This window comes from Tardiphaga robiniae (genome assembly GCF_001618955.1).
Taxonomy (GTDB): Bacteria; Pseudomonadota; Alphaproteobacteria; order Rhizobiales; family Xanthobacteraceae; genus Tardiphaga; species Tardiphaga robiniae_A.
On sequence record NZ_LVYV01000045.1, the window covers coordinates 66,545 to 92,845 of the forward strand.

Here is a 26,301-nt window from a genome sequence, read left to right on the forward strand (position 1 = left end):
GATAGAAGAGCGGCGGCCACTCCTTCCATGCGACTTGAATTCGGGCACAGAACCACGAACTCTCCTGGATCTGCACATGTCTGATCTGATCGTTCTTACTCCGGAAAATGTCGACAAGGCGCTGCCCGATCTGCCGCGCATCGTCCGGCTGGCATTGGGCTTCGGCTCACGTCTGCGCCGCGGCACGCTCGACGTGACACTTCCCGATGGCCGGCGTGTCCGCCTCGGCGGCATGGAACCTGGTCCTGCCGCGGAGATGACGATCACCAGCTATGCGTTCGCGTCGCGTCTTGTGAATGGCGGCGATATCGGCATCGCGGAAGCCTATCTACACCGCGAATGGGACACGCCGGATCTCACGCAATTCCTGTATCTGTTCTGCGTCAATCACGATCTCATTCAGGCGATGCTCGGCAACAATCCGCTGATGCGCTTCGTCCAGATCGTTCGCCACTGGTTCAACCGCAATACCAAGCGGCAAGCCCGCAGGAACATCTACGCGCATTATGACATCGGCAACGCGTTCTATTCGGCGTGGCTCGATCCGAGCATGACTTATTCGTCAGCGATTTTTGAGGACGGCGCGCAGGATCTCACGGCCGCACAGAACAACAAGTATCGCCGGCTTGCAGAAGCGATCGATCTGAAGCCCGGCCAGAAGGTGTTGGAGATTGGCTGCGGTTGGGGTGGCTTTGCCGAATACGCAGCGAAGAACTATGGCGCGCATGTCACCGGCCTCACCATCTCGACCGAGCAGCGTGATTTCGCGCGAAAGCGAATGCAGGATGCTAGCCTTGGCGACAAGGTCGAGATCAAGTTTCAGGACTATCGCGACGAACGCGGCCAATATGACCGCATTGCTTCGATCGAAATGATCGAGGCTGTCGGCGAGCAATTCTGGCCGCAGTATTTCTCACAATTGCGCGACCGTCTGCTGCCGGGCGGGCTCGTGGGCATTCAGGCCATCACGATCCAGGACAAATTCTTCCAAGCTTATCGCCGCGAGGTCGACTTCATCCAGCGCTACGTCTTTCCCGGCGGCATGCTGCCGACGCCGGAGATCCTGAAATCCCTCGGCGACAAATACGGTGTTCCTGTCATCAAGGAACGCATATTCGGACTGGATTATGCCAAGACGCTGGCGACCTGGAGAGATAGTTTCCGCGCGGCCTGGCCGAGCCTGACGCTGCTCGGTTTCGACGACCGGTTCCGGCGGCTCTGGGAATACTACCTGGCCTATTGCGAGGCCGGTTTCCTGTCCGGGAATATCGACGTCCGTCAGGTCGTGTTCGCCAAAGCTCATTGATCGCACTCCGGAATTTCCGCACTGCGGCACCAAATGGGTGAGGCGAACGCTCCCTTGTATGGCCCTGCGGCCTCCACTAGGGTCGCGCCAGATCGACAACCCGAGCGAAGATTTTCAGCACCATGACCTTCAACAAAGACGTCGTCGAAGCTATCGGCAACACGCCTCTGATCAAGCTGAAGCGGGCGTCCGAACTCACCGGCTGCACCATTCTCGGCAAGGCCGAATTCATGAATCCTGGCCAGTCGGTGAAAGACCGCGCGGGCAAATGGATGATCCTGGAAGCGGAAAAGCGCGGCGATCTCAAGCCCGGCGGTCTCATTGTTGAATCGACTGCGGGCAATACTGGTATCGGTCTCGCCGTGGTGGCGAGCGCGCGCGGCTATCGCACGCTGATCGTGATCCCGGAGACGCAGAGCCAGGAAAAGAAAGATATGCTGCGGCTCAACGGCGCCGAACTGATCGAAGTGCCGGCGCTGCCGTTCGCCAATCCGAACAATTATCAGCATGTCGGACGACGGCTCGCAGATCAGCTGCGCAAGACCGAGCCGAACGGCGTTCTGTTTGCCGACCAGTGGAACAATCTCGACAACGCCAAAGCCCATTACGAATCGACGGGCCCCGAGATCTGGGAACAGACTGGCGGCAAGGTGGACGGCTTCATCTCGGCGGTCGGCACCGGCGGCACGCTAGCCGGCGCGACCCGCTACCTGAAGGAAAAGAACAACAACATCGTTACGGCCTGCGCCGATCCAAATGGCTTTGCGATGTATAACTGGTTCAAGCATGGCGAAGCCAAGTCCACGCCGGGCGATTCCATCACGGAAGGCATCGGGATAGGCCGCGTAACGCCGGTCATCGAGACCGCGAAGGTCGATACCGCCTTCCTGATCCCTGATGAGGAAGCCATCGCCGTCATCTATGACCTGCTCCAGCACGAAGGCCTCTGCCTCGGCGGCTCGTCCGGCATCAACATTGCCGGTGCAATCCGTCTGGCCAAGGAGCTCGGCCCGGGCAAGACCATTGTCACTATTCTCTGCGACTCGGGCGGCCGCTATCAGTCGAAGCTGTTCAATCCCGACTTCATGCGCAGCAAGAACCTGCCGGTGCCGGGATGGCTGGAGAAGAAGAGCGATATCTCGGTGCCGTTCGAGAAAGTCTGAAGCGGAACGCCTCAGCGGAGAATCTGGCTCAGGAACAGCTTCGTCCGCGCATGCTGCGGATTGGCGAAGAACTGGTCCGGTGTATTCGCCTCGATGATCTGTCCGGCATCCATGAACACCACCCGGCTGGCGACTTCCTTGGCAAAGCCCATCTCGTGCGTGACTACCAGCATGGTCATGCCCTCGCCGGCAAGATCGACCATGGTGTCGAGCACTTCCTTGACCATTTCCGGGTCCAGCGCCGATGTCGGCTCATCGAACAGCATCACCTTCGGCGTCATCGTTAGCGCTCGCGCGATCGCGACGCGCTGTTGCTGGCCGCCGGAGAGCTGACCGGGATAGGCATTGGCCTTGTCCGGAATGCGCACCCGCTCCAGATATTTCATCGCCGCGGCATCGGCGTCCTTCTTCGGCATATGCCTTACCCAGATCGGCGCCAACGTGCAGTTCTCAAGCACGGTCAGATGTGGAAACAGGTTGAAGCTCTGGAACACCATCCCGACATCACGTCTGATATCGTCGACGCGGCGCAGGTTCGGGCCGAGTTCGATGCCGTCGATGGTGATGCGGCCTTCCTGAAACTCCTCCAGTGCATTGATGCAGCGGATCAGCGTCGATTTGCCCGAGCCCGACGGCCCGCAGATCACAATGCGCTGACCGCGGCCGACCAGGAGATCGATATCGCGCAGCACGTGGAAATCGCCGAACCATTTGTTGAGGCCGGCAACCGAGACGATGGGATTCACGGATACGGACATATCACCTCAACTCCGCCGATGCGCATTCAGCCGACGCTCGACGAACAACGAATAGCGCGAGATGCCGAAGCACATCACGAAATACATGATGCCGGTAAAGGCAAAACCGGTGAACAAGGTTGTCGGCGTCGACCAGTTCGGGTCGGCAAAGGATGCGCGGAGCTGACCGAGCAAATCGAATAGCGCGACGATGGACACCAGCGATGTATCCTTCAGCAACGCGATGAAGCTGTTGACGAGGCCGGGAATGACATGACGCAGCGCCTGCGGCATCACCACCTGACGCGTGGTCTTCCAGTAGGACAGGCCCAGCGCACTTGCCGCCTCCGCCTGACCGCGCGGGATCGCCTGCAGTCCGCCGCGGATCACCTCGGCATTATAGGCGCCGGCAAACAACGCGATGCCGATCAGCGCACGCACCAGCCCATCGACAGTGAAATTGCCAGGCAGAAACAGCGGCAGCATATAGGTTGCAAAGAACAATACGGTGATCAGCGGCACGCCGCGCCAGAATTCGATGAAGGCAATCGAGAACAGCCGGATCAGCGGGATGGTCGAGCGTCGGCCGAGCGCCAGCGCGATACCAACGGGCATCGACGTGACGATGCCGGTGATCGATACCACCAGCGTCACCAGCAATCCGCCCCAGAGCCGCGTATCGACGATCGGCAATCCGCCGCGATCGAGCCGCAGCAGGGCGATGACGGCGGCGATGCCAGCGAAGACGGAGATACTGTTGGCCAGCGCATGCCAGCCGCTGCGGAAATGGCCGTTCAACAAGAAGATGAGCAGCGAGACAATGATGGCGGTTGTCGTCAGTTCGAACCAGACGGGCTTGCCGTGATTGACGCCCTCGTTTCGCAGCCAGTCGAACGATAGCGCGACGAGTTGCAGGCCGTCACCGAATGCCACGATACCGTTGCCGATCAACCTGAGCAGATCACCAACGACAGCAATATCGGACAGAAGGCCAATGCCCCTGAGCCTGCGACCGACATCCGTGATGTGGACCGCGACGGTCGACAGAAAATCCGCGGCCCAACTGATTCCGAAGCCATTGATGCCACCGCCATACAGCAGGAAAAACGCCACGACGGGGAAGGCAAGGAAGAACAGTCCGGCATTCACGCTCTTCGCCGGCAGACGCGGGATCAGCAGCGGCAGAAGCAATAGTGCACCGAGCAGGAATGTCAGGTTGACGCGCCAGCGTTCCGGCTCAGGATAAAAGCCGTAGATGAACTGCGTGAATTTGGCCTGCACGAATGGCCAGCAGGCGCCGACGGCGTGGCCAGTATTTTCCGGCAGGCACGCCGTGCGGTCCTGCCCCTGCCAGACGGCGTCGATCAGCAGGAATTTGACCGTGGGGGCAATGGTGAACCACAGCAGCAATAGGCTGACGACCGTCAGCAGAATATTGGTCGGTGAATTCAGCAGCCGCGTCTGCACAAAGCCTACGAAACCCGTGCTGCGCACCGGCGCGGCGCGTTCTGCAACCAGTTCTTTTGCAACGAAGCTGGTGTCGCTCATGCGCCCATGCTCCGCGAGATGCGCCAGCCATAGGCGCTCATGATGGCGCTCGTGATCAGCGAGATTACGAGATAGACCGCCATGGTGATGGCGATGATCTCGATGGCCTGCCCGGTCTGGCTCATTGTGGTGCCGGCAAACACCGAAACGAGGTCTGGGTAGCCGATGGCGACGGCCAGCGACGAGTTCTTGGTGAGGTTGAGATACTGGTTGGTTAGCGGCGGCAGGATCACACGCATCGCCTGCGGCACCACGATCAGCCGCAGCGTTGCACCCCGGCTGAGTCCCAGCGATGCGCCCGCCTCAGTCTGTCCCTTATGCACCGACTGGACTCCCGCTCGGACAATCTCGGCAATGAAGGCGGCGGTGTAGGTCGAGAGCGCCAGCGTCAGCGCGACGAATTCCGGCAGCACACGCAGGCCGCCCGAAAAATTAAAACCTCTCAATACCGGATACTCGAATGTCACGGGCTTGCCGAGCACGAGCGCCGTCAGAAGTGGTAAGCCGACGAGCAAGCTCAGGGTGATCGGCCAGACGGCTATCACACGCCCCTTGGCGAAGAGCTGCCGTCGCGCATAAACGCGCAACACCAGCGCGGCGATGATCGCAACGATCACAGCGACCGCGAACGCCGTGAAAGCCTCCGTCCCGATCGGCTTAGGCAATCCGAAGCCGCGATTGCTGAGAAAGAAACTGTCCAGCAGCGAGATACTCTGCCGCGGCTGCGGCAGCGTGGCGAGCACGGCGAGATACCAGAACAGGATCTGAAACAGCAGCGGCAGGTTACGGATCAATTCGACATAGCCGCCGGCGATCCGCGCCAGCAGCCAGTTCGGCGACATCCGGCCGAGCCCGACGATGAAGCCGATGATGGTCGCAAAGAAGATGCCAATCAGTGACACGACCAGCGTGTTCACGAGGCCGACAAAGAACACCTGCAGATAGGTGTCCGATTCCGAATACGGGATCAGCGCCTGACTGACCGCAAAGCCTGCTGTATTTGATAGGAAGCCGAAGCCGGATGCGATCTTCTGCGTGGCCAGGTTGGAGCGTGCATTCTCGACGATCTCATAGCCGATCCAGACCAGCGCCGCGACGAACACTATCTGGAGTACAAAGCCGCTCCAGCCCGCCTGCCCGCCCAGCACACGTCGCAATTTTGCAGCGAGTTGCAGCGGCGGTTTTCTGGCTTCGGTCGATGTCGCCACGGGCGATGATGCGCTCAGCGGATCGGCGGCGCGTATTGGATGCCGCCCTTATTCCAGAGCTGGTTCAGTCCGCGCGAGATCCCGAGCTTGGAGCCTGCGCCGACATTGCGGTCGAACACCTCGCCGTAATTGCCCGTCGCCTTGATGATGCGCGCGAACCAGTCCTTGGTGAGGCCCAGCGTTTCGCCGAGATTGCCGTCGGTGCCGAAGATGCGCTTCAGCTCCGGCTTGTCGGACTTCGCCTGGTCATCGACGTTCTTCTGGGTAATCCCGAGCTCTTCCGCATTGACCATCGCGAACAGCGTCCAGCGCACCACATCGAGCCACTGATCATCGCCATGACGCACCAATGGGCCAAGCGGCTCCTTGGAAATCACCTCAGGCAGCACGGCATGATCTGCAGGCACGGTGAGCTTCAGGCGCTCGGCATAGAGCTGCGAGATATCGGCGGTGAACACGTCGCAGCGACCGGACTCATAGGCCTTGATGGTCTCGTCGGCGGTCGAGAACGCGATCACTTCATACTTCATGTTGTTACCCTTGAAATAGTCGGCAACATTCTGTTCGTTGGTCGTGCCGGTCTGCAGGCAGATCGAGGCGCTGTTGAGCTCGAGTGCCGAATTCACCTTGAGCGCCTTGCGGACCAGAAAACCCTGGCCGTCATAGTAATTGATACCGGCGAAGTTCACGCCAAGCGACGTATCGCGCGACAGGGTCCAGGTCGTATTGCGCGACAGCACATCGATCTCGCCGGACTGCAAAGCAGTAAAGCGATCCTTCGCCGAGAGCGGCACATATTTCACCTTGGCGGCATCGTTGAAGATCGCCGCCGCGATGCCGCGGCACAAGTCGACATCGAAGCCCACCCAGTTGCCCTTGTCATCCGGCGCCGAGAAACCCGGCAAGCCCTGGGTGACGCCGCAGGACAGCATGCCGCGATCCTTCACGGTCTTGAGCGTCTGCGCAGATGCGCCTTGCGCGGTCAGACTGGCGGCAAGAGCGAGAGAGAACATCAAGGTTGCGCGTTTCATGTAAGGCCTCTTTGGGGACGTCAGGACGCTCGGTCGACGCAAAGAATTGAATGACGAGCCTACGGATCAGTTCCATAGCCGTGAATGGCCCGACCGGAAAGGCGAACTACAGCAGAGACGATCTAAAAAGACCGTACGAATCAGCAGGAAATCGCAGATTTCGCGGCAGGCCCCTCAACGTGCCGCAGGGGATCGACGAGGTCCGCAACAGAGAACGATCAGCCAGCCGGGTCAAGGGGTTGACGGCCATCTTCAGTGTCCTCTTAGTGACGGAACCAGCCATTCGGCAACCGAGATGCCAATGGCCTTGCAACACCTGCAGACCGGCGGCCCCATTATGACAGCTTCGAACGACAATCACGGCACCACCTCGCTCGACACGGACACCGTGATCGTCACCGCCGGCCGCGACACCAAATCGCAGAGGGGCTTCGTCAATCCGCCGGTCGTGCGCGGCTCCACGGTGCTGTATCCGACCGCCAACGATCTCCATGCGCATCGCGGCGAGTTTCAATATGGCCGCCACGGCACACCGACCACCAAGGCATTGCAGGAAGCGCTGATGGCGCTGGAGGGCCCGAAATGTGCCGGCGTGGGACTCGTGCCATCGGGCCTCGCCGCGATCTCGACCGCCCTGCTCTCGGTGCTCAAGGCCGGCGATCATCTCCTTGTCAGCGACAGCGCCTATCGGCCGACACGCAATTTCTGCAACGGCATGCTGGCACGCTACGGCATCGAGACTACCTATTTCGATCCGCTGATCGGCGCCGGCATCGAAGCGCTGTTCAAGTCGAATACCCGCGCCGTCCTGGTCGAAGCGCCGGGCTCACAATCCTTCGAAATGCCGGATGTGCCTCTCATTGCCAGCATCGCGCATGCACGCGGCGCGCTGGTGCTCGACGACAACACCTGGGCCACGCCGCTGTATCATCGCTCGCTCGAACAGGGCGTCGATATCAGCATCCAGGCGGCAACTAAATATATCGGCGGCCACTCGGACATCATGTTCGGCACCATCTCCGCCAATGACGCAGCCTGGCCGCTGATTAGCGAAGGCATCAGGCTGCTCGGGACATGCGCCGGCCCGGACGACGTCTTCCTCGCGCTGCGCGGGCTACGCACGATGTCGGTGCGGCTCGCGCATCATCAGCGCTCGGCGCTGGAGATGGCCCGGTGGCTGGAGACCCGCCCCGAAGTGCTGAAGGTGCTGCATCCCGCTTTGCCCAGCCATCCCGGTCACGCCATCTGGAAACGCGACTTTACAGGCGCATCCGGCCTGTTCAGCATCATCCTGAAGCCGTCGCCGCAGAAGGCCGTCGATGCTCTGCTCGACACCGTCAAGCTGTTCGGCATGGGCTATTCCTGGGGCGGCTTCGAGAGCCTCGTCATCCCGTTCGACTGCTCGGACTATCGGAGCGCGACGACATGGGCACCCGGCGGCCCCGCGCTGCGGTTTCATATCGGGCTGGAAAGTGTCGATGATCTGAAGGCCGATCTGGAGCGAGGCCTGGCGGCATTCAACGCGGCGCTTTGATCGGTGAGGACGCCAGACGAAGACGCTCAGCTATCGAGCGTCTTTGATCCGCTGCCGCGGTTCTTGATGATCAGCATGATGTTGCGGACATAGATTACGGTGGCAAAAGCCTGGCCGAGGATGATCACCGGCTCGCGCTTGGCGATGCCGTAGATCAGCGTCATGAACCCGCCAGCCATGGAGAAAAACCAGAACGCCATCGGCACAACGCTCTGTCCGGCGCGTTCGCTGGAAATCCATTGCACGAGAAAACGCGCGGTAAACAGCAGCTGCGCGATCAGGCCAAAGGCGAGCCAGAAATCGAACTTCGCGACGAAGACGTCGTAGATATAATCGCCAAGCGCCTGACCATATTGAATCAGCATTTATTTGAACTCGGTTGCGACCGGCGTCGTACGCTTGCGGCGGATCAACCACCAGACGCCGGCGAGATCCATGATGCCGATCCAGAGCCGATCGAAAAATCCATAATTGGACACACCGGAATGGCGCGGCCGATCGGTGACATCGACATAGGCGATGTCGAAGCCCTCACGGCGCACCAGCGCCGGAAGGAAGCGATGCAAACCATCGAAATAAGGCATCGACAAGAATACATCGCGGCGGAACGCCTTCAGACCGCAGCCGGTATCGCGGGTACCGTCCTTGAGGATCGCGTTGCGGACAGCATTGGCAATCTTCGATTGCGCTTTCTTGAAGCCGGTATCCTTGCGGCCAACGCGCTGCCCGGCGGCGAGACCAACGCGGCCGCCGCCATCCTGAATGGCCGAAATCAGGTTGGGCAGGAACGCCGGATTGTTCTGACCATCGCCATCCAGCGTGGCCACGATGGCACCGCGGGCGTTGCGCACGCCGGTACGCACGGCGGCCGACTGGCCCGACGATGCGGCGTGGTCGATGCGGCGCAGATTGCTGCGCGTCTGCATCAGCTCGGCCAGCCGAGCCGGCGTGGCGTCGGTCGAGCCGTCATTGACGTAGATAATCTCGTAGGGCCAGCGGCCGTCGAGCGCAGCGGTGATCTCGGCGATCAAAGGCGCGACATTGTCCTGCTCGTTGCGCACGGGCACGACAATGGAGACGTCGACGGGGGCAGCTTCGGGAGCGGACAAATCGGAGCTCATGGTTGGAGGGCAGTCCTGCGGGAACTTGTCGCAGCCGGCCCGGCGAAGACCGCTTATTATGGGGCCGCGGTCCCGCGGGCAACCCTTTTGAGATGGCCTGCGGACGGCCCTGGCAGCGGGTCGATCGTGCCGTCCTGGTGAATGGTGAACGCCAGATGTCGGGCCGCAAACCAGTATCGCACCGTCATGGCGCCAATCCAGCCGACCAGCCCGCCGCCGACCACGTCACTGGCGTGATGCGCCAGCAGGACGAGACGGCTGGCGCAGATCGCGACCGCATAGACGATCATCACCGTGCGCAGCCGCGGCCAGAGCGCGGCGACCGCGAAAGCCAATGCGAAACTGGTAGTCGCATGCCCCGACGGGAAACTGGCATAGGCCGGCGTCCAGGCGAAATGCGAAAAGTGGAAAGGATCCGCCGCGCCACTGACGAAAGGCCGGCCACGGCCGAGCATGCCTTTGATGATTTCAGCCACGAAGACCGACAGCGCGACCGACAGGAAGATGTACTGAATGCGCGTGCCGAAGCTGACAAGTACGGCGCGCGACATGCCGTGCCGCAGCGGCGCCAGCAGGGCCAGAACGATCATAAACGCGAACAACGCCAGCAGGACATATTCGTCCTTGCCGAAGTCAGTGAAGATACGCAGCGGCCACAGGCCAGCCGTGCCCCGCGCCGGCATCAGTCCGATCTCGGTCGCATCGACGATGAACATCAGCGCGATGATGATCACGGCTGTCACGGCGCCAAGCACCAGCGAACGGCGCGCCCAATAACGCGCAGCTTCGGCACGCCGCGAATGCGACGGTGCGCGAACAAGCTGTGCGAACGACTGCCAGACCAGCGCAACGAGTTGCGACAGATAGGTCTGTGGCTGCGATTTGTCCGGGGCTATCATTACTCGGTCCCTTCGGAGCGATAGATCGCCACCGAAATCGCTTTGCCCTGCGAGAAGTTATAGCCGTCGATGCGGGTTGCCATGTTGTAGCGCAGGCCGATGGCCTCGGCGCGCATCGCGAACTGGCGCTCCGAACGCAGTTCGACAAGCGCGAAGCGACAGCTGCCCTGCCCGAGGAAATCCGCCGCGCCGGCGCCATCAGTGAGTTGTGTGGATGTGCCGGTCATGAACACCAGGCTCGGCTCGTGATATCCCGCTGCCGCAGCCTTGGGACCGACGCAGACCACGTTACGCAGTGCACGTGCGATCTGCACGCTTGGAAACAGCGGTCGGAGCGACGGCAGCAGCACGCCGTAAAAGGCGGCGCTCATGAACAGCGAGGCCACAACCGCATTCAGCAACGAGCGTTCTGCGCGGGCGTTATCATACAGCCACCAGGCAAACAGGCCGAAGACCAGTGCTGCGGCGGCAAATGGCCAGGCCAGAAACACCGGATGGCGGACGATCGCGACGGCACCGATCTCGGCGACCACAGCGGTCAGCGCCGGGATCGCGAACCACCAGGCCGCACCGCGCGCCAGCCAATTGCGTGCCAGCACCTGGCGCTCAAGCGCACCGATGACGAGGATGGCGATCGCCGGATAGAGCGGCAGCACGTAATGCGGCAGCTTGGTCATCACGACTTCGAACACGATCCAGGATGGGATCAGCCAGGCCAGCAAATATTGTGCGCCGGGTTCGCGTCGCGCGCGCCAGATCGCCGGCGTGGCCATACCGGCCAGCGGTGCTCCGGGCCAGAAGGTGATCCAGAACAGCAGGAAATACATGCCCGGAGGCGCGCCGTGGGATTCCTGTGCAGCCAGTTTGCTCAACATGTCGCCGCCGAGCGAATTGGAGAAGAACGCTTGCCCCGACTTCAGGAAGATTGCGACAAACCACGGCAGCACCAGCAACAGCATCCAGACGACGCCAACCAGCGGCCGTAATCGCCACAGCCACGCGACCGAGCGATCCATGATTGCCAGTGCAATGATCGTTAGCCCGACGAACATCAGGATCAGCGGTCCCTTGACGAGAATGCTGATCGCCATCGCCGTCCAGAACACCGCCGGCTCCTGCCAGCGGGCCTTGTCGGCCTCCTCGCCGCGCTGCCACGCCAGGTAAATTCGCGCCATCGCGCCCATCACGGCAATGACGGTCAGCAGCAGCATGGCGTCGGTCTTGGCGAGCCGTGCCTCGACGTTGAGCAAGACCGAACTGCACATGATCAGCGCAGCCAACACGGCGCCGCGCCGCGCCAGGAAGGCCAGCCCGGTCCAGTAGGTCAGCAACACTGCACCAATGGCACCGATCAGCGATGGCACCCGGTAGAGCCAGATGCGGACTTCGGCGTTCTGCAAGCCCAGCGCGTCGGCGGTCTCGACCACGGCCGCCTGCATCCAGTAGATGCCGACCGGCTTCTTGTAGCGGACCTCGTCCTGGAACCGGATGTCGACGAAATCGCCGGTCTCGACCATCTGCTTGGTCGCCTGCGCGAAGCGCGCTTCGTCCCGGTCGATCGGCGGGATAGTGAAGAAGCCGGGCAGGAAGAACAGGAACCCGCAAATGGTCAGGAACGCGACTGCGCGGGCATGGCCGGAGCTGACGAAATCAAGCACGCGCACCAGCCTGCTGCCTGGATCGACACGGGTTTTCGGCTCGCGCGGGGCGCCAAATCGGGGTCTTGGATAGGTCTCGGCCATGCCTGTCGCATACGCTGAAACCGCCGACCGGACAACCAGTTAGCCCGCGCTTATTGGATTCTGACCACAACTGTGTCTGCGGTGCCCATGGCGTCCATGACCGTCAGCCGGACGAAACCCGGACCAGGCGGATCGACCAGCCGCTGGCGCCGGCTGTCGAGTTCCCCGGCGGCCATGCCGTTGACCAGAACGGTCATGGGCAGCACCCCGCCGGCCACCTTGACCGGCACTGCCGAAAGCTGCCCCTCGCCGCCACTGGCATCGATCCGGGAACCGTTCAGCGGGAACTGGATGTGCAGGGCCTGATCGCTGCCTGTCCGGATCAACTCGCCGACCGGGCGGAACCGACGCAGCGGCAGCGGCAATTTTGCATTACTGGCCATCAGCACGCCCTTGGGCGCCTTCGGCAACGGAGCCGGCAGCTTGCCGGTCCGGGCAAAGGCATCGAACAGGATCGGAGCCGCGGCCGTGCGACCGACCAGGCCGGGCACCGGCGCGCCATCGGGCCGGCCGACCCAGACGCCGATGGTCATCCGTCCGTCGAAACCGACCGACCAAGCGTCGCGATAGCCGTAGCTGGTGCCGGTCTTGAAGGCGATCCGGTTATGCGCGGCATTCTCCGGCGGCGGCGTGCCGATCAGGACATTGCCAACCTGCCAGGCTGCGACCGGGTCCATCAGCCGCAACGACTCGCGATCGTCGCCGCCATTGGCCTGCATGATCTCCCGCAGCGGCTTCGAACTGCCGAGCCGCGCCACGCCCGTATAGAGCTGGACGAGGTCCTGCAGCGTAATGCCGACGCCGCCGAGACCCATGGCGAGACCGGGTGCCTCACCCGGCGGCAGCACCAGATTGCCGCCCGCCTGTTTGAGCCGTGACGACAACCGCGACGCGCCAACACGATCCAACAGCGCAATAGCCGGCACATTCAGTGAGAGCTGCAGCGCCTTGCGCACCGGCACGGTGCCCTGAAAGCTCATGTCGAAATTTTCGGGCGCGTAACTGCCGAAGCGCACCGGCCGATCCTCGATCAGGCTTTCCGGATGCACGAAGCCATCTTCAAAGGCGAGGCCGTAGATAAACGGCTTCAGCGTCGAACCGGGCGAGCGCACCGCGCGGGTCATGTCGACCTGCCCGGCGCGGCGATCGTCGAAATAATCGGGCGATCCGACATGGGCGAGCACGTCGCCGCTCTCGTTATCGACAGCGATGAGGCCGATGGAGATATTGTTGCCCAGCGTCGCCGCGCGATCACGCGCGAGGCCTTCAAGCGCACGCTGGATACCCGCATCGAGCGCGAGCCTGATAATCGAGCGATCCTTGTGCAGTGATGTCGCCTGATCCGCCGAATGCGGCGCCAGGATCGGCATCGGCTTGCGCAGCTTTGGCACGCTGACGGATTTCGCCTGCATGGCATCGGCAGCCGACACCCTGCCCTCGCCGACCATACGTTCGAGCACGCGGTCGCGCGCCACGCGGGCATTGCCGGGATGGCGATCAAGCCGGCGGTGTTCCGGCGATTGCGGCAGCGCTACGAGCAATGCAGATTCCGCCAGCGACAGCCGTTTGGGCTCCTTGCCGAAATAGGCGATCGACGCGGCGCGAAGACCTTCGAGATTGCCGCCGAACGGCGCCAGCGCCAGATAGAGATCGAGGATCTGATCCTTGCTCATCTGCCGCTCGATCTGCAGCGCTCGGACGGCTTGTCTGATCTTCGCCGATATCGAGCGTTGCTGCCGCGGTTCGATCAGCCGTGCGAGTTGCATGGTGATGGTCGAGCCGCCCGACACGATCTCGCCCCGCGTCACGAGTTGAAGCGCGGCGCGGGCGAGCGCCAGCGGATCGACGCCATGATGGCTGTAGAAGCGCTTGTCTTCATAGCCCAGCAGTATGTTGAGATAGCCCGAGTCGACGGATGTCTTCGCGTCGACCGGCAACCGCCAGCGTCCATCGGTCATGGCATAGGCGCGCAGGAGTTTGCCGTTGCGGTCGATGACGGTGGTTGAGATCTTGCGGGCCTGTTCGAGCGGAAGCGGACCAAGGGAGGCCATCCATGCGGCGATGGTTGCACCACTCAGGACCACAAAAGCGGACACAGTAACGGCGACCTTCCGCAAGCAGGACCACCCCCTCCCATTCACGCTCCGCCCTCTCCCTACGTCATGGCTGGGTTGGACCCGGCCATCCACCTTTGCATCACCCGCGGCGTTCAAGATGGATCCCCGGGGCAAGCCCGGGGATGACGGAGTGTGTGGTGTGGAGGCCACCTCGCTCATTTCGCTTTCGCGACCTCGATCGAGCCCGTACCCGTCCGTCCGTAGCGCGACGGATTATACATGTCCTCCACATAGGCCTGCGGCAGCACGTATTTCCCGGGCGACACCGCGCGAACAATATAGGCGACCGTGAACACCGCCTTGTCGTCGCTCTTCCGGTCGATCGCCGCCGTGAAGCGGTCATCGCGGAATTCGGTGTTCTCGGGTTCTTCGCCATCCTCGATCCAGTCCAGCGTGCCGCTGTCACCCGACGACACCAAATGCGGATTGTCGATCTCGAAACCAGCCGGGAGATAGTCGGCCACCATGATGTGCCCGTATTCCGGCTTGGCCTCGGTGATCTTCAGCACCACGGCAAAGCGATCGTTCTGCTTAGCCTTGGTGACGTCTGCGGGCTTGCCGTCGAGCGTGAAGTAATTGCGCTCGATCTTGAAGCCGTTGGATGCCGCCGGCTCCGGCGTGATCGGCGAACCGGACACCGAGACGACCGCCTGCACCGGCGTATCGCCAGTGTTGGTGATCTTGATCGGCTGCCCGGACATCTCCGCTGCCTTGTAGCTCCGATAGAGCGCGGTCTTCACCGGCGAACCGTTGACGTCCAGCGCCAGCGTATTCGCTTCCCTGGCCAGCGCACGCGACGCCAGCACCAGCCACGCATTCTCCTGCGTGGAGGTGAACGGCGTCAGGCCGCGCGCGGCCTCGACGCGCTGGACGGCCTGCGTCAGCGTTGCCCGCGGCGCATTGCCTTCACTGGCAAGCGAGACCAGTGCCGCAGCATCGCGCAACGCCGAGCCGTAATCGACGCGGCCGAACTCGATGATCGGCTTTGGCGCGAGGCTCTCAACTGCTGCCGCATAGACACGCTCGGCACGGGCCCGGTCACCGACCAGCACCAGTGCCGCCGCCAGCTGCGACTTGGCAATCGGCGTTGCCAGGTTCTTCAGCTTGGTATCGGCGAGATAGCGCAGATCGCCGATCGGCGCGGTACCGTTCTTGGCCAGCACATAGAGGCCGTAAGCGAGATCGCGGCCGCCGTCTTTTTCCGGCTCGTCAGCATTGACGACCGAATTGCGTACGCGGTCCAGCGCTGCACGGAACAGCACGTCCGGCACCACGAACCCCTTCTCGCGCGCGCGGGTCAGGAAGTCCGTGACATAAGCGTCCAGCCAGGCGTCGTCGCCGCCCGCCGACCACAGGCCGAACGAACCGTTCGAGCCCTGACGCGCCAGTAGTCTGTCGATGGAGTCCTTGATGCGCTGATCGACACCGGTATCCATCGCCAGATGCGCGCCGGCCGCGAGATCGTTCACATAGAGGAGCGGCATCGCGCGGCTGGTGATCTGCTCGGAGCAGCCATAGGGATAGCGATCCAGTGCCTTCAGGATCGTTGCGGCATCCAGTGCGGTCGACAGGCTGACCGACAGCGAGACGCCGCCGGTGCCCGCCACGAGATCGGAGAACATGTCCGATGTCAGCGTCAGGCTCTCGCCCTTCGCCAGCGTGCGGATCGAGCGCCGCGCCAGAACCTGGGTGGCGGCCTTGACGTCGAGCACATAGTGCCGCGCCAGCGTCAGGCCATTCGGTCCCTTGATATCGACATCGAACTGCGCCGTGCCGGCACCGGATGCATCGATGGCCAGCGCCATCGAGGTCCGTTGCTTGGCGGCGAGCTTGATCGTCGTAGCCGGATTTCCGGTCACCTTGACGGGCCCCGAAGTCTTCACTGCGATGGTGTAGTCACCGGCCATGCCTTCGACATTGTCGAGGTCGAAGCTCATGGTGCCCTTGTCGCCGGACAACAGGAACCGCGGCAGCGTCGCCGTCAGCACCACGGGATCGCGCACCGTGACGTCCACCGTGGCGCGGCCGAGCTTGGTCGCGGTCCAGGCCACGGCCATCACGCGGGCGGTGCCGGCGAATTCGGGGATCTCGAATTCGATCTGCGCCGTGCCGTCGGCGGCCACGGTGACGATGCCGGAATACAGCGCCATCGGCTTCTGCGTGGGCGGCGAGCCCTCGATCTGCGCGCCGGCGCTATCGCCGCCAGTGCGTAGCTGACCGCGGGTGCCCTGCATGCCGTCGATCAACTGCCCATAGATGTCGCGAATTTCCGACGTCATGCGGCGCTGGCCGAGATAATAGTCATCGGGCGCCGGTGGCTTGTAATTGGTCAGGTTGAGAATACCGACATCGACCGCGGCAACGACGATCTTGGCGTCCTCACCGGGATTGAGCCCGCCGAGTTTCACCGGCAGCTTCAGCGTCGTGCTGGGCCGGATCAGCGCCGGCGGCGACAGTGCCACGTCGAGCGTGCGCGCCTTCTTGTCGATGCCGAACCACTTCAAACCGATGGCACGGCCCGGCATCCGCTTGGCGGCGGCATCGAGAGGCCGGCGCAGCGTCGCCACGATATATGCGCCCGTGCCCCAGTCCTTGCCGACCGGGATCTTGATCTGCGACTGCCCTTCCTTGACGGCGGTGTTCTGAGTCGTCAGCAGGCGGTCGCCGAGCACATTGATGGTCAAGCGGCCGGCGGTGCGGGCATTGACCGACACGGTCATGGTGTCGCCCGACAGATATTCCGGCTTGTCGATGGAGGTCTCCAGCAGGTCCGGCGTGTCGGCACTGCCGTCGGAATACCAGCCGACATCGAACTGCACCGAGGTGATCGGACCATCGGCTTCATTCGATTTCACGTCGAGACGATAACGGCCGGGCTGCGGCTGCAGCGAGATGCGCGCGGGCGCATTGGCGGCGATGGTGAGATCGCCATCGGCCACGCGTTTGGTCGACTTGACCGGCTCGTAATCCCAGGACGAATTCTGCCGGTACCACTGGTAGCGGGATTCCATCTTGAGCAATTCGTAACGAAGCCCGCTGCGCGCCAGCGAGGTTCCCTCCGGCGACACGACCACCACGTCGAAGGCGGCGTTATCGCCCTCGGCAACGTTCTTGTCCTTGAACAGTGGCTTGACGCCGATCATCGGCGCAGTAGGCGCAACCGGCAGCACGAACTTGCGCTCGACGGCGCGACCGCCGGCTTCGGTCATACGGATGAAGATCTGCGCTTCCTGCGGCCGGGTCGAGGACGGCGGCTTGGCAAGGCTGACCGGGAACGTGGCGACGCCATTAGCGTCAGCTTCGGGCAGCCCCTCGATCGGCGTGCGTTCGTTGCTGGCGCTTTCCTCGTCGGCCACGCCGAACTGGTAGCCGGCGAATCCTGGGCGGTTCGCGGCAGGGCTGACAAGCAGATCGCCTTCGAGCTGCAGGCCCGACGCGGGCGCGCCATAGAGGAAGCGACCATCCACCTTAAGTTCTACAGGAGCATTAGCTTTAATCAGCTTGTCTTTGGAAGATATGTCGAATTCAATCCGATCCGGGACGTAATCCTCGACCATGAAGGTGGTCTCGCCGATCGACGGCGCCTTCGGATCAGTAAAGGCGCGGACACGCCAGGTGCCGGTTGGGACCGCAGAGTTCAGCGGCAGCGTCAGGCTGCGACCGCCTGCGCCCTGGTCCTGCAGGACAGCGCGGCGGAACTCGACGCCATCCGGACGCTCGACGACGAGGGTCATTGGGCCCGAGGTGACGGCATTGCCCTGTCCGTCACGCAACAGCGCGGTGAGATAGACCGTCTCGCCGGAACGATAGACGCCGCGCTCGGCATAGACGAAGGCATCGGCACCGGCAGGAACCGCACGGCCCGAGACGCCACGATCCGAAAGGTCGAAGGCATTCGATTTCAGACTGAGGAATGCATAGTCGTTCTTGTCACTGGTGACCGTCAGCAATGCAGGCGACAGACCGCCCTCGCCCTTGGCGAGCCCCGCCTCGAACAGCACATGGCCGGAGTCGTCGGTCTTCCTGGTCGCGAGAATCTCGTTGTTGCGCGCCACGAGGCGGACGTTGGCCTTGGCCAGCGGATCGGTCGAAGCGAGCGAATTGACGAAGACGTGGATGCCGTCATTGCCCGAGAAGGCGGTCAGGCCGAGGTCCGAGACAATGAACCACTGGGTCGCCAGCGAGCCATCGTCGTCACCGCTGCCGGACCCCGGCCCCTTGGCCGCGGCGGTCATCACATAGACGCCTGGCTGCAGCTCGCCGATGGCCTGATCGACAGGGAATGCAGTGGTGACGTCGGCATTCAGCGTCGACGCCGTGGCCAGCTCGCCGGTCCAGACCTTCATGCCGCGCTCGTCGCCGAGGCTTTCGAGCTGGTATTTGCTCAGCGCCGTCTGGAAGTCGCTGCCGATGACGGTATTGATCAGGTTGCGGTCGCCGATCCGGAACACATTGACGGTGACCGCCTGGGTATTGACCGAGACCACGGGGATGCCCTGCTGGCCTGTGCGCGGCAGCACATAGGCGCGGCCGGTGAAGCGCACGAACGGCTTGCGGTCGCGCACATAGATGTTGAACTCGGCCGATTTCGGCAGACTCTCCTTCACCGTCGACGGCAGGCCGGCGCGCAGGTTGATATTGTAGCGCTCGCCATGCTTGAGGCCTTCGACGCAGAGCTGCTTGTCCTCGGAGGTCAGTGCCGGCTTGTCGCTGCCGGCCAGCGCCAGGAACGGCGCGAAATCCACTCGCTTGGCGAGTTCTTCGGAAAACTGGAAACAGGCTCGCGGCGAGGCGGAATCCGAGTCCACTGTGTAATCGAGCAAACGGAAGCCGTGATCGTCGCGGAGCTTCTCGTATTGACCGCGCACGTCGGCGACCTCGCGCATCTCGAGCGACAGGCGCAGCGCGTCCAGCGCCGGGCGCCACAGCTTGCGTTCTTCCATGGCCCGGCCAAGCACGGCCAGCGCCTCGGCCTCCTCGCCGGCATTGCCAGCGCGCTGATAGGCGATATAGGCGGCTGTCGCGGCGCGCTCGCGCAGGAACGTCGTTTCCGAGGAGGTTGCCGGGCGGATCTGGAAGATCGTCTTGGCAAGCCGCAGCCAGTTGGCGCTGTCATCGGGCGCAATCGCCACGATCTGGCCCAGCGTCTGCAGACCGGCGCGGAAATCGGAGCGTTTGAAGGCCGCGTCCGCGTCGGTGCGCAGCGTTGCCGCGCTCTTGGCGACAGGCCCCGCCTCGCTCTTGATCTGCGCCTCGAGCTTGATCGCTGAATCCGCCAGCTCATCCCGTCGGAAAGCCTTGTCGGCCGCGTGAGCCGAGACGAGGCCGAACGCCAGCGTGGCGCAGACAGTGACGGCGCGAACCAGACCAATCATGGACAACTCCCCTGCACGGACGAATGCCGCGCGGATTCAAATGTGCGTAAGAACGGTGACGGACTCATGGCCAGCTTGTTCGCGAGTCTCTCGACCGGCGCAACGCGAGACACGACAATTGCTGGCAACATCATGTGACGAACCCGGGTAACTCAAATCGCAGCCCCACGCGCAAGCCGCGGGCATCATGGCGGCGGGCCCCGCCGAAAGCAAAGCCACCTCACCGCCGATTGGTCGCGCCTGTGTGGGAATCGGTTCGAGCACGCGCTGACGATTTTGATGACAGATTTTCGGCCATCTGCGGGCGTGCAACCGGCCCCGTCCCACTCGTCATCGCCCCGCGCGTTTTAATCAAACGCGACACGTTAAGACTAAAAACAGCCTGCTGGGGACGACCGGAGATCACGGGTACCCAAGTCCTCCTGCTGCGGTCAGATGGGTGCGCCTTGCGGCACGGATGATCACGGCGATCACCCGACCGCTCGGCCCTTCTGGGCGCATCGCATCATGATCGAACTTCTTTTGGCGACAAGTTCACTGGCGGGCCTTGCCGTCGGACTCGTCGGCCCCGTCTGGGTCATTGTCGTGACGACCGTGCTGGTCGCTGTCCTGTCCGCCACCATCACGTGGAGCCAGGGATTTTCGGCGCTGGGCGGCGTTGCGGTCACGACGGGATGTCTGATCGCGTGCCAGATCTCCTATATGGCCGGCCGTTTCGTGACCAGGCAATACGGCTTCCCGGAGCAGCTATTTGAGGATGACGTCGACGGCGAGCCAGGCGAGACCGGCCAGCGCGGCATCTCCAGTGACAATGGCAAGGACGGCAAACCACCATCGCGGCCCCCGCCGTCGGAGCCTTAAGGGCCGCCAGTCTGCCGACGCCGAATCTGCGAGACGATCCCTGAACGGGACAGGAATCGGAGCGACGTCAAAGGCACAGACGGACGTTCGGTTTTGGGACGAAAAGCGGATCAAGTCGGCACACTTTCTGGCTGAAATCGCGGGTTCACCGCTCAATCAGCAAGAGAAAGGCCAGACTGGGGGCGCTGGCACGCAGCAGCACGGACAGCATGCAAAGCGAATGCGATACGGCGCCAAATATTTGATTTTGTGAGAAAATACTGGCGATCCCAGCAGGATTCGAACCTGCAACCCACGGAGTAGAAATCCGTTACTCTATCCAGTTGAGCTATGGGACCGGCGCGTCGTCATACCATCGTCGGTATGGCTTGGACAGACCGGGCAAAATGGCGGGATTCGCGGGATGCTTTCAAGGCCTCTGATCGGCGTCCGCGTCTGGCTTGATCTGCGGTGACTCGTTTTCTCTAAGTCAAATTACAGCTGTCCCGTTTGGTCCCGACGAGTGCGCGCAAGACGGACGCAACACGATATTCCAGAACCATTCTCTCGAAACGACGATAGTCGAGACCGCCTCAGGCATGCTGCGTAAGCAATGAGTTTGGATCGCACGTGGCATCGCGACGAACCTGCGGCCGTCGGCAACACGGTGCGACAGTACAAGTTGCTCGATGCTTTCTTCTGCAAGCACCGCGAAGACATCGGGATGATCTTGGCGCACCTCGCGTTTGAGACGACGGCAAATGTCCGATACCTCTCAAGCATTCACCAAGTCGCTTGTGTAGTCCTGCGTCGATCACAACCATCACCGTCGGCTGCACGTTAGTAAATGGCGTCCTAGTGCAGCGCTTCGCCGGGAATGCTGAAGCGAGACCCACTTACCGGGATTAGCCAAGAACGCGTGGCGACGCTGACGATGTCGTTAAACGCGACGGAAAGCGATAGCGCGCGAAACTGATCGAGGACGAGTTCTTATCGCGCCGCCATCATTGCCACTGTGTACTATCCATTCGCCGTTGGAAGCTTGCCCCGTTATGATCCCGACATGATGTGGCCAGACCACAACTACTCCAATGCCCGGGCCTCCGGCGCTCGAACCAACGCGCGCCCATTCGCGAGCACGAGCAAGACGTCGATCGGATTGGTGAAGGTATTTGCTGAGATATGTCCCACACCACGCGTGCGCTCGGTGATGACTTCCCTTGCGGGCTTCAGCCTGTGATGCAAAGCAGATAATCGCACAAGCAAGCAATGCGCTTTTCGACATAGCGTTACTCCGTATGAATGAAATGACCAACTTTCAAAAGCGGTCTTCAAACTTACGGTGTGTCCTTCAGTTCCTTGTTTTCCTTTCTGAACGATCTAAATCGCGCGAGAACAAGGACGAGCGGTAACTGGACACATTGTAGTATCGAAGAGGATTGCGCATCCAACGTTGAAGCGGTGCTACGCTAAGGCAACGCCGCCGCAAGAGCAGCGAAGGTCATGTTGTTTCTCCGGGGGGACGACGTTATGTCGGGTTGTGCGCTTATTAGAACTCGCGCCGATCTTCGAAAGACATCGACCAACTGCTCGCCGCGCAGTACGTCGATAGTACACGGTCACCGCATCTCCACGATTTCGCTGGTCATATAGCGGGCTACTACTCCGTGGATTGCAGCTTCGAATCCTGCTGGGATCGCCATCATGTCCAATGAAATGGCGTCGTGGCATCACCCCGGACACGCCGCGCCTGTCTTCGCCCACGCTTCCACGAGAGCGCCCGCCTCGGCCTGCGTGCCAGGCGCAGGCGCACGTCCGTAACCCGGCGCCCAGGCCCAGCCAACCAGAGTGTCCTTGCTGATGTGGTCGATCAGATCCTCGACCTTGCGGCCGCCATTACGCGCGGGGTCTTTGATCTGCACGCAGATCTCGGCAACAGTCTTGCCTTCCCATGCCATCTCGCGCGGCGCGAGGTGCCATTCGTGATGACCGGGGATGCGGCCCGGCTCGAAATTGGCATCCTTGTGACAGGAGTTGCAGCGCATCGCCGCGGTGCCGTGACCATCGGCTCCGCGAGCGACCGGCGGTTGATGCAGGCGCTGCGCATCGCCCTGCCGCGGCATGTCGCCGGCGGGATGGCAGTTCACGCAGCGCGGATGCGTCAGCACCTTGCCGAGTTCGGTGAAGATCGCCGCGGAGCGCGCATTGGTATCGGCGATGCCATTGAAACTCTCCGGACTAGCCAACCCTTTTGACGCGCCCTGCCCGGCCGCATAGGCCGTGAGCATGCTCATCCCCAGCGTCGCGACGACAACCAGAGTCTTGACGCGTGTCTCGGCTCTCATCCGCGCGGCTCCTGCATGAGATAGCGCTTCGCGTCGCTGAGGATCACGTCGAGCACGGCCTCATGATATTTGAAGTAGCCGGTGCAGCGACACAGATGCCCGTCGAGCGCCTCGGCGATCCTCTCTTCAAGGCCCGCGCGCGGCACAGGTGTCTTGGCCAGCTGCTCGAGCAGCACCTGCCCTTCATTGAGAAAACCGGCGGTACAGTAACCGCACTGGAACGCGAAATGCCTGATGAAGGCCTTCTGCAACGGCGACAGCTCGCCGTTCTTTGCGTGGCCCTCGACCGTGCGAATGGTCTTGCCGTGGAAGCTTGCCGCCGAGGTCACACAGGTCGGATTGGTGTGGCAGGTGCCGTCGGGCTCGTCGACGATCACGACACAGCTCAGGCACTGCGCGGCGCCGCAGCCGAACTTGGTGCCGGTCATGCCCAGATATTCACGCAGGAAGTCGTTCATGGAGAGATCGTCGCGCACCTCGGTGGGCGCATGGACCTGTCCGTTAATGGTGATGCCCAGTGTCGTCACGCGAGCGCTCCCTTGAGCATGGCCTGTGTCACCGGCAACGCCGCGAAGCGGTGTCCGATGGCGTCCTGGATGGCGTTGAGCAATGCCGGCACGATGGGGATCATCACCACCTCGGCCATGCCCTTCGGTAATTCGTCCGGCGTCAGCGGCGGCATCAGCTCGATCTCGACATCGCGCAGCGACAGGTCGGATCCGCGCGCCACCAGATACTGACCGAGATTCCATTGCCCGTTGCCGGGGCCGCCCTCGAACGGCGGCAGCGTTTCCAGCAGCGCGTAGCCGACGCCCATGGCGAAGCCGCCTTGGGCCTGGCCGAGGACAACCTCCGGCACCAGCGCCTGCCCGCATTCGAATGCGGTATAGGCTTTGGCGATGCGCAGCACGCCGGTCGCTTTCTCGATCTCGACACGCACCGTTGCGCCGCATGCCGCTGTATAGGCCGTGCCCATCCGGTTGTTATCGGTTGGCGGGAACAACACGCTGGCGCGGTTGATGCGCGTGAATTTGCCGGCGCCACGACGCAGCGCGAGCCCGTCGATCTCGGCGCGATACTGCTCGCCATTAATGGGGAAACGTGCGCGTGCCCACGCCCAGCGCGAGAACCCGTGCGCCACGGCGCCGGTGACCAGATTGCGTGCATGGGCCGCGGCGGCAAGTTTGTCCAGCGGCAGCGACGGCAGGCCCGCCATCGTGAGCTGTCCGTCCTTCCACTGCGCCTTGGCAAAGTCCTTGGCGCGTGGATCGCGCGGGCCGATATTCCATAGCGCCAGCGCCGCCGGCCACAGACCGAAGCGGAAGATCACCCGCGCGGCTTCCGCCGCGGCATGGGTACCGACATGGGCGCCGATGGAGGCTGACGTGGCCGAACTGATCGACGGCACCCAGCGCGGATCCTTCTCGGCCTTGTCCTGGGTCTTCTGGTCCATGGTGTAGCAATCGCCGGAGGTCACCAGCTCCATCGCATCGAACACGCCGACCTGCGACACCGCCACCTCGTCAGCAATGCTGCCGAGATGCAATGCGACGCGATTGGCCAGCGCCGTGCCAATGCCGTTGCCCATCTCGACATGGTCGCAGAAGATCGCGATCCTGCCGTCGGGGCTGAGTTCAACGCGACCGTTCGAACTATCGCCGCCGGTGCCGTAGTCCTTGGTCACACAGGCGACGCCGGTGCCGACCAATATGCCACTGGCCGCGCGCGCCTTCTCTGCAGCTCGTTGCTGCCAGATCGGGTGCTGCTCGAGCTTGTCGAGAACCTCTAAGCTCCGCACCGAGACGATATAGGGATTGCCGGTCATGGTGCGGCCATCCTGCTTCAGGGCATTGCGTCGCCGGAAGTCGATGGGATCTAGCTTGAGCGCAAGCGCCGCCTCGTCGATCAGAACTTCCAGCGCAGTCATGGTCTGCAGCGAGCCGTAGCCGCGCATCGAGCCCGCGGTCACGCCGCGGGTATGCTCTGCCACAGTCGTCACATCGACCTTCGGCACGTCATAGATACCAATCGCGGCCGTTGCGGCGCAGGTGGCGACATTGGCCGAGAAATTGGCGAGACCACCGCCATCGAGCACGTGATCGGCGGCGAAGGCCGTGATCTTGCCAGAGGCGCGATCGACAGACATGCGCGAGCGCATCTTGATGGCGTGGCGTTTGATGCCAGCCTGAAATTGCTGATACCGATCGTGCGCCAGCCGCACCGGACGGTCCGGGAAGAATATCGCCGCCAGCGTCACATAGAAAATGAATGGCGTATGGTCGCGGCCGCCGAAACCGCCCCCCACATAGGCGAATTGCGCGTTGATCGCACTCGGCTTGAACGGCGCCTTGGTTTCGCCAAGCAGAAACGCGATTGATTCCGCCGCTTCATAGGGCGACTGCACGCCCAGCACCAGTTCGAGCGCCTTGTCTTTTGCGTTGTACCAGCCCAGCCCGCATTCCGGCTCCATAAACATCGGATCGACAGACTGCGTATCGAAGGTGCGGTCCAGTACCAGAGCCGAAGACTCGCTGGCGGCGATCTCGGCGCGGATTTTGTCGCCGTGCACGGCAGCCTTCTCGTAACCGGCCTCGTTCTTGTGCGCGGTCGAGGACCATACCGGCAGCGCGGACGCCTGGGTACGGCCGGGCGTGACCCAGCCGGCAAGGACCGGCGAGTAGACATCGGGCGCATCGGGCGTGGCGCCGGCAACGCGGGTGAAACGATACGCCGCATAATTCGGCATTACGATCGGGCCGGTCTCCTCGCCAAACTGCACGAAGGTGCCGTCGCGCAAGGCGATCCGCGCGCGGTCATAGGTGTCGAACTGCTCAAAGATCAGCAGCGCAACGGGCTGGCCCATATAGAGCGGCGTCTTGCCGACGGGACAGAACAGATCGCCTTCATAATAGGCGGGAACGCGGATGTTGATCCTGGCGAGATCCGCCGCGGTGACGATCACCGTAGGCTTCAGCGCTCCGCTCAGCCGCGCGAGGTCCATGCCAAGATAGACATGGGTGGCATCGGGCGCGCGCACCAAAATCGCATGCGAGGTCTTGGCCGGCCAGCCCGGCAGATCATTCGCCCGGAAATCCGACGCATAGAGTTTCGAGCCGGTGACCTTGGCGACGCCATCGACACGGCCGGCGCCGCCGATAGCGGGGTTCAACTTGCCCCGCCCCGGCAGTGTCTCGCGTGCCGGGAACGCCACCGGCTCCGCCGCAGCTAGATGCGACAGGCTGAGCGAAATACCGCCCGCCGATACCCATTTCATGAACTCGCGACGCGAAGTCCGCATGCTTCCACCCCTGATCGACAGCCGTCCGCCGCTGCGC

17 protein-coding genes and 1 tRNA gene are annotated in these 26,301 nt (G+C 62.6%); 4 read left to right on the forward strand and 14 right to left on the reverse strand.

The genetic code is table 11. From position 1 onward, the window contains the following. Nucleotides 1–76: 76 nt before the first annotated feature. Together A4A58_RS22790 and A4A58_RS22795 are read left to right on the forward strand one after the other, a co-directional pair. Nucleotides 77–1,306, forward strand: a complete 1,230-nt coding sequence (locus A4A58_RS22790; protein ID WP_068736444.1) for an SAM-dependent methyltransferase — start codon at nt 77–79, stop codon at nt 1,304–1,306. Between the two features lie 122 nt (nt 1,307–1,428). Beyond that, on the forward strand, nt 1,429–2,469 hold the full coding sequence (locus A4A58_RS22795) for a cysteine synthase A (RefSeq protein ID WP_068736446.1): 1,041 nt from the start codon (nt 1,429–1,431) through the stop codon (nt 2,467–2,469). A gap of 11 nt (nt 2,470–2,480) precedes the next feature. Here the strand turns inward: A4A58_RS22795 and A4A58_RS22800 are convergent, their stop codons facing one another. The 4 genes from A4A58_RS22800 to A4A58_RS22815 are packed head-to-tail and all read right to left on the reverse strand — an operon-like array spanning nt 2,481 to nt 6,993. Further along, nucleotides 2,481–3,227 (reverse strand): amino acid ABC transporter ATP-binding protein, encoded by a 747-nt coding sequence (locus tag A4A58_RS22800; protein WP_068736448.1) that lies wholly within the window; start codon nt 3,225–3,227, stop codon nt 2,481–2,483. A gap of 6 nt (nt 3,228–3,233) precedes the next feature. Continuing rightward, nucleotides 3,234–4,754 (reverse strand): amino acid ABC transporter permease, encoded by a 1,521-nt coding sequence (locus tag A4A58_RS22805; protein WP_068736450.1) that lies wholly within the window; start codon nt 4,752–4,754, stop codon nt 3,234–3,236. Further along, nucleotides 4,751–5,962: an amino acid ABC transporter permease gene (locus A4A58_RS22810; RefSeq protein ID WP_068736452.1), complete on the reverse strand. Its 1,212-nt coding sequence runs from the start codon at nt 5,960–5,962 to the stop codon at nt 4,751–4,753. Before A4A58_RS22810 ends, A4A58_RS22805 begins: the two co-directional genes overlap by 4 nt. A gap of 14 nt (nt 5,963–5,976) precedes the next feature. Continuing rightward, entirely contained in the window at nt 5,977–6,993 is a 1,017-nt protein-coding gene (locus A4A58_RS22815; RefSeq protein ID WP_068736454.1) for an amino acid ABC transporter substrate-binding protein, read from the reverse strand. 337 nt (nt 6,994–7,330) lie between these two features. Between A4A58_RS22815 and metC the strand changes: the two genes are divergently transcribed. After that, nucleotides 7,331–8,527, forward strand: coding sequence for a cystathionine beta-lyase (gene metC / locus A4A58_RS22820; RefSeq protein WP_068736883.1), 1,197 nt, complete (start codon nt 7,331–7,333; stop codon nt 8,525–8,527). A 26-nt stretch (nt 8,528–8,553) separates the two neighbouring features. Here metC and A4A58_RS22825 read toward each other — a convergent pair whose 3' ends face one another. From A4A58_RS22825 to A4A58_RS22850, 6 genes are read right to left on the reverse strand one after another with little or no spacing between them, the layout of a single operon-like run. Continuing rightward, nucleotides 8,554–8,892, reverse strand: coding sequence for a lipid-A-disaccharide synthase N-terminal domain-containing protein (locus A4A58_RS22825; RefSeq protein ID WP_068736456.1), 339 nt, complete (start codon nt 8,890–8,892; stop codon nt 8,554–8,556). Then, nucleotides 8,893–9,648 (reverse strand): glycosyltransferase family 2 protein, encoded by a 756-nt coding sequence (locus A4A58_RS22830; protein WP_068736458.1) that lies wholly within the window; start codon nt 9,646–9,648, stop codon nt 8,893–8,895. Between the two features lie 56 nt (nt 9,649–9,704). After that, complete coding sequence (locus A4A58_RS22835; RefSeq protein WP_068736461.1) at nt 9,705–10,547, reverse strand: phosphatase PAP2 family protein; 843 nt, start codon at nt 10,545–10,547, stop codon at nt 9,705–9,707. Then, on the reverse strand, nt 10,547–12,289 hold the full coding sequence (locus A4A58_RS22840; protein ID WP_068736463.1) for an ArnT family glycosyltransferase: 1,743 nt from the start codon (nt 12,287–12,289) through the stop codon (nt 10,547–10,549). The genes A4A58_RS22835 and A4A58_RS22840 overlap by 1 nt, the downstream gene beginning before the upstream one ends. Nucleotides 12,290–12,339: 50 nt before the next feature. Further along, the gene (pbpC, locus tag A4A58_RS22845; protein ID WP_081422008.1) at nt 12,340–14,565 is read right to left on the reverse strand and encodes a penicillin-binding protein 1C; all 2,226 of its coding nucleotides are present in this window, start codon (nt 14,563–14,565) and stop codon (nt 12,340–12,342) included. After that, nucleotides 14,562–19,781, reverse strand: a complete 5,220-nt coding sequence (locus A4A58_RS22850) for an alpha-2-macroglobulin family protein (RefSeq protein WP_068736465.1) — start codon at nt 19,779–19,781, stop codon at nt 14,562–14,564. Before A4A58_RS22850 ends, pbpC begins: the two co-directional genes overlap by 4 nt. Before the next feature lie 507 nt (nt 19,782–20,288). On the opposite strand from A4A58_RS22850, the gene A4A58_RS22855 reads away from it, so the two are divergent. Further along, entirely contained in the window at nt 20,289–20,642 is a 354-nt protein-coding gene (locus tag A4A58_RS22855; RefSeq protein ID WP_139069918.1) for a hypothetical protein, read from the forward strand. A 261-nt stretch (nt 20,643–20,903) separates the two neighbouring features. Here A4A58_RS22855 and A4A58_RS22860 read toward each other — a convergent pair. The 4 genes from A4A58_RS22860 to A4A58_RS22875 form a co-directional block, all read right to left on the reverse strand. Then, nucleotides 20,904–20,980, reverse strand: a tRNA-Arg gene (locus tag A4A58_RS22860). A gap of 1,371 nt (nt 20,981–22,351) precedes the next feature. Further along, entirely contained in the window at nt 22,352–22,966 is a 615-nt protein-coding gene (locus A4A58_RS22865; protein ID WP_068736469.1) for an Isoquinoline 1-oxidoreductase subunit, read from the reverse strand. After that, nucleotides 22,963–23,493 carry a (2Fe-2S)-binding protein gene (locus A4A58_RS22870; RefSeq protein ID WP_068736471.1) on the reverse strand — a complete coding sequence of 177 codons (531 nt, stop codon included), beginning with the start codon at nt 23,491–23,493 and terminating at the stop codon, nt 22,963–22,965. Before A4A58_RS22870 ends, A4A58_RS22865 begins: the two co-directional genes overlap by 4 nt. Continuing rightward, nucleotides 23,490–26,264, reverse strand: coding sequence for a xanthine dehydrogenase family protein molybdopterin-binding subunit (locus tag A4A58_RS22875; RefSeq protein ID WP_068736473.1), 2,775 nt, complete (start codon nt 26,262–26,264; stop codon nt 23,490–23,492). Before A4A58_RS22875 ends, A4A58_RS22870 begins: the two co-directional genes overlap by 4 nt. Nucleotides 26,265–26,301 lie beyond the last annotated feature (37 nt).

What these genes read in the sequence shown, in the direction of transcription:
- metC (WP_068736883.1), top strand. Translation starts at nt 7,331, where the DNA reads ATGACAGCTTCGAACGACAATCACGGCACCACCTCGCTCGACACGGAC.
- A4A58_RS22790 (WP_068736444.1), top strand. Translation starts at nt 77, where the DNA reads ATGTCTGATCTGATCGTTCTTACTCCGGAAAATGTCGACAAGGCGCTG.
- A4A58_RS22850 (WP_068736465.1), bottom strand. Translation starts at nt 19,781, where the DNA reads ATGATTGGTCTGGTTCGCGCCGTCACTGTCTGCGCCACGCTGGCGTTC.
- pbpC (WP_081422008.1), bottom strand. Translation starts at nt 14,565, where the DNA reads ATGAGCGAGGTGGCCTCCACACCACACACTCCGTCATCCCCGGGCTTG.
- A4A58_RS22840 (WP_068736463.1), bottom strand. Translation starts at nt 12,289, where the DNA reads ATGGCCGAGACCTATCCAAGACCCCGATTTGGCGCCCCGCGCGAGCCG.
- A4A58_RS22795 (WP_068736446.1), top strand. Translation starts at nt 1,429, where the DNA reads ATGACCTTCAACAAAGACGTCGTCGAAGCTATCGGCAACACGCCTCTG.
- A4A58_RS22875 (WP_068736473.1), bottom strand. Translation starts at nt 26,264, where the DNA reads ATGCGGACTTCGCGTCGCGAGTTCATGAAATGGGTATCGGCGGGCGGT.
- A4A58_RS22815 (WP_068736454.1), bottom strand. Translation starts at nt 6,993, where the DNA reads ATGAAACGCGCAACCTTGATGTTCTCTCTCGCTCTTGCCGCCAGTCTG.
- A4A58_RS22835 (WP_068736461.1), bottom strand. Translation starts at nt 10,547, where the DNA reads ATGATAGCCCCGGACAAATCGCAGCCACAGACCTATCTGTCGCAACTC.
- A4A58_RS22805 (WP_068736450.1), bottom strand. Translation starts at nt 4,754, where the DNA reads ATGAGCGACACCAGCTTCGTTGCAAAAGAACTGGTTGCAGAACGCGCC.
- A4A58_RS22800 (WP_068736448.1), bottom strand. Translation starts at nt 3,227, where the DNA reads ATGTCCGTATCCGTGAATCCCATCGTCTCGGTTGCCGGCCTCAACAAA.
- A4A58_RS22830 (WP_068736458.1), bottom strand. Translation starts at nt 9,648, where the DNA reads ATGAGCTCCGATTTGTCCGCTCCCGAAGCTGCCCCCGTCGACGTCTCC.
- A4A58_RS22865 (WP_068736469.1), bottom strand. Translation starts at nt 22,966, where the DNA reads ATGAGAGCCGAGACACGCGTCAAGACTCTGGTTGTCGTCGCGACGCTG.
- A4A58_RS22855 (WP_139069918.1), top strand. Translation starts at nt 20,289, where the DNA reads ATGATCGAACTTCTTTTGGCGACAAGTTCACTGGCGGGCCTTGCCGTC.
- A4A58_RS22825 (WP_068736456.1), bottom strand. Translation starts at nt 8,892, where the DNA reads ATGCTGATTCAATATGGTCAGGCGCTTGGCGATTATATCTACGACGTC.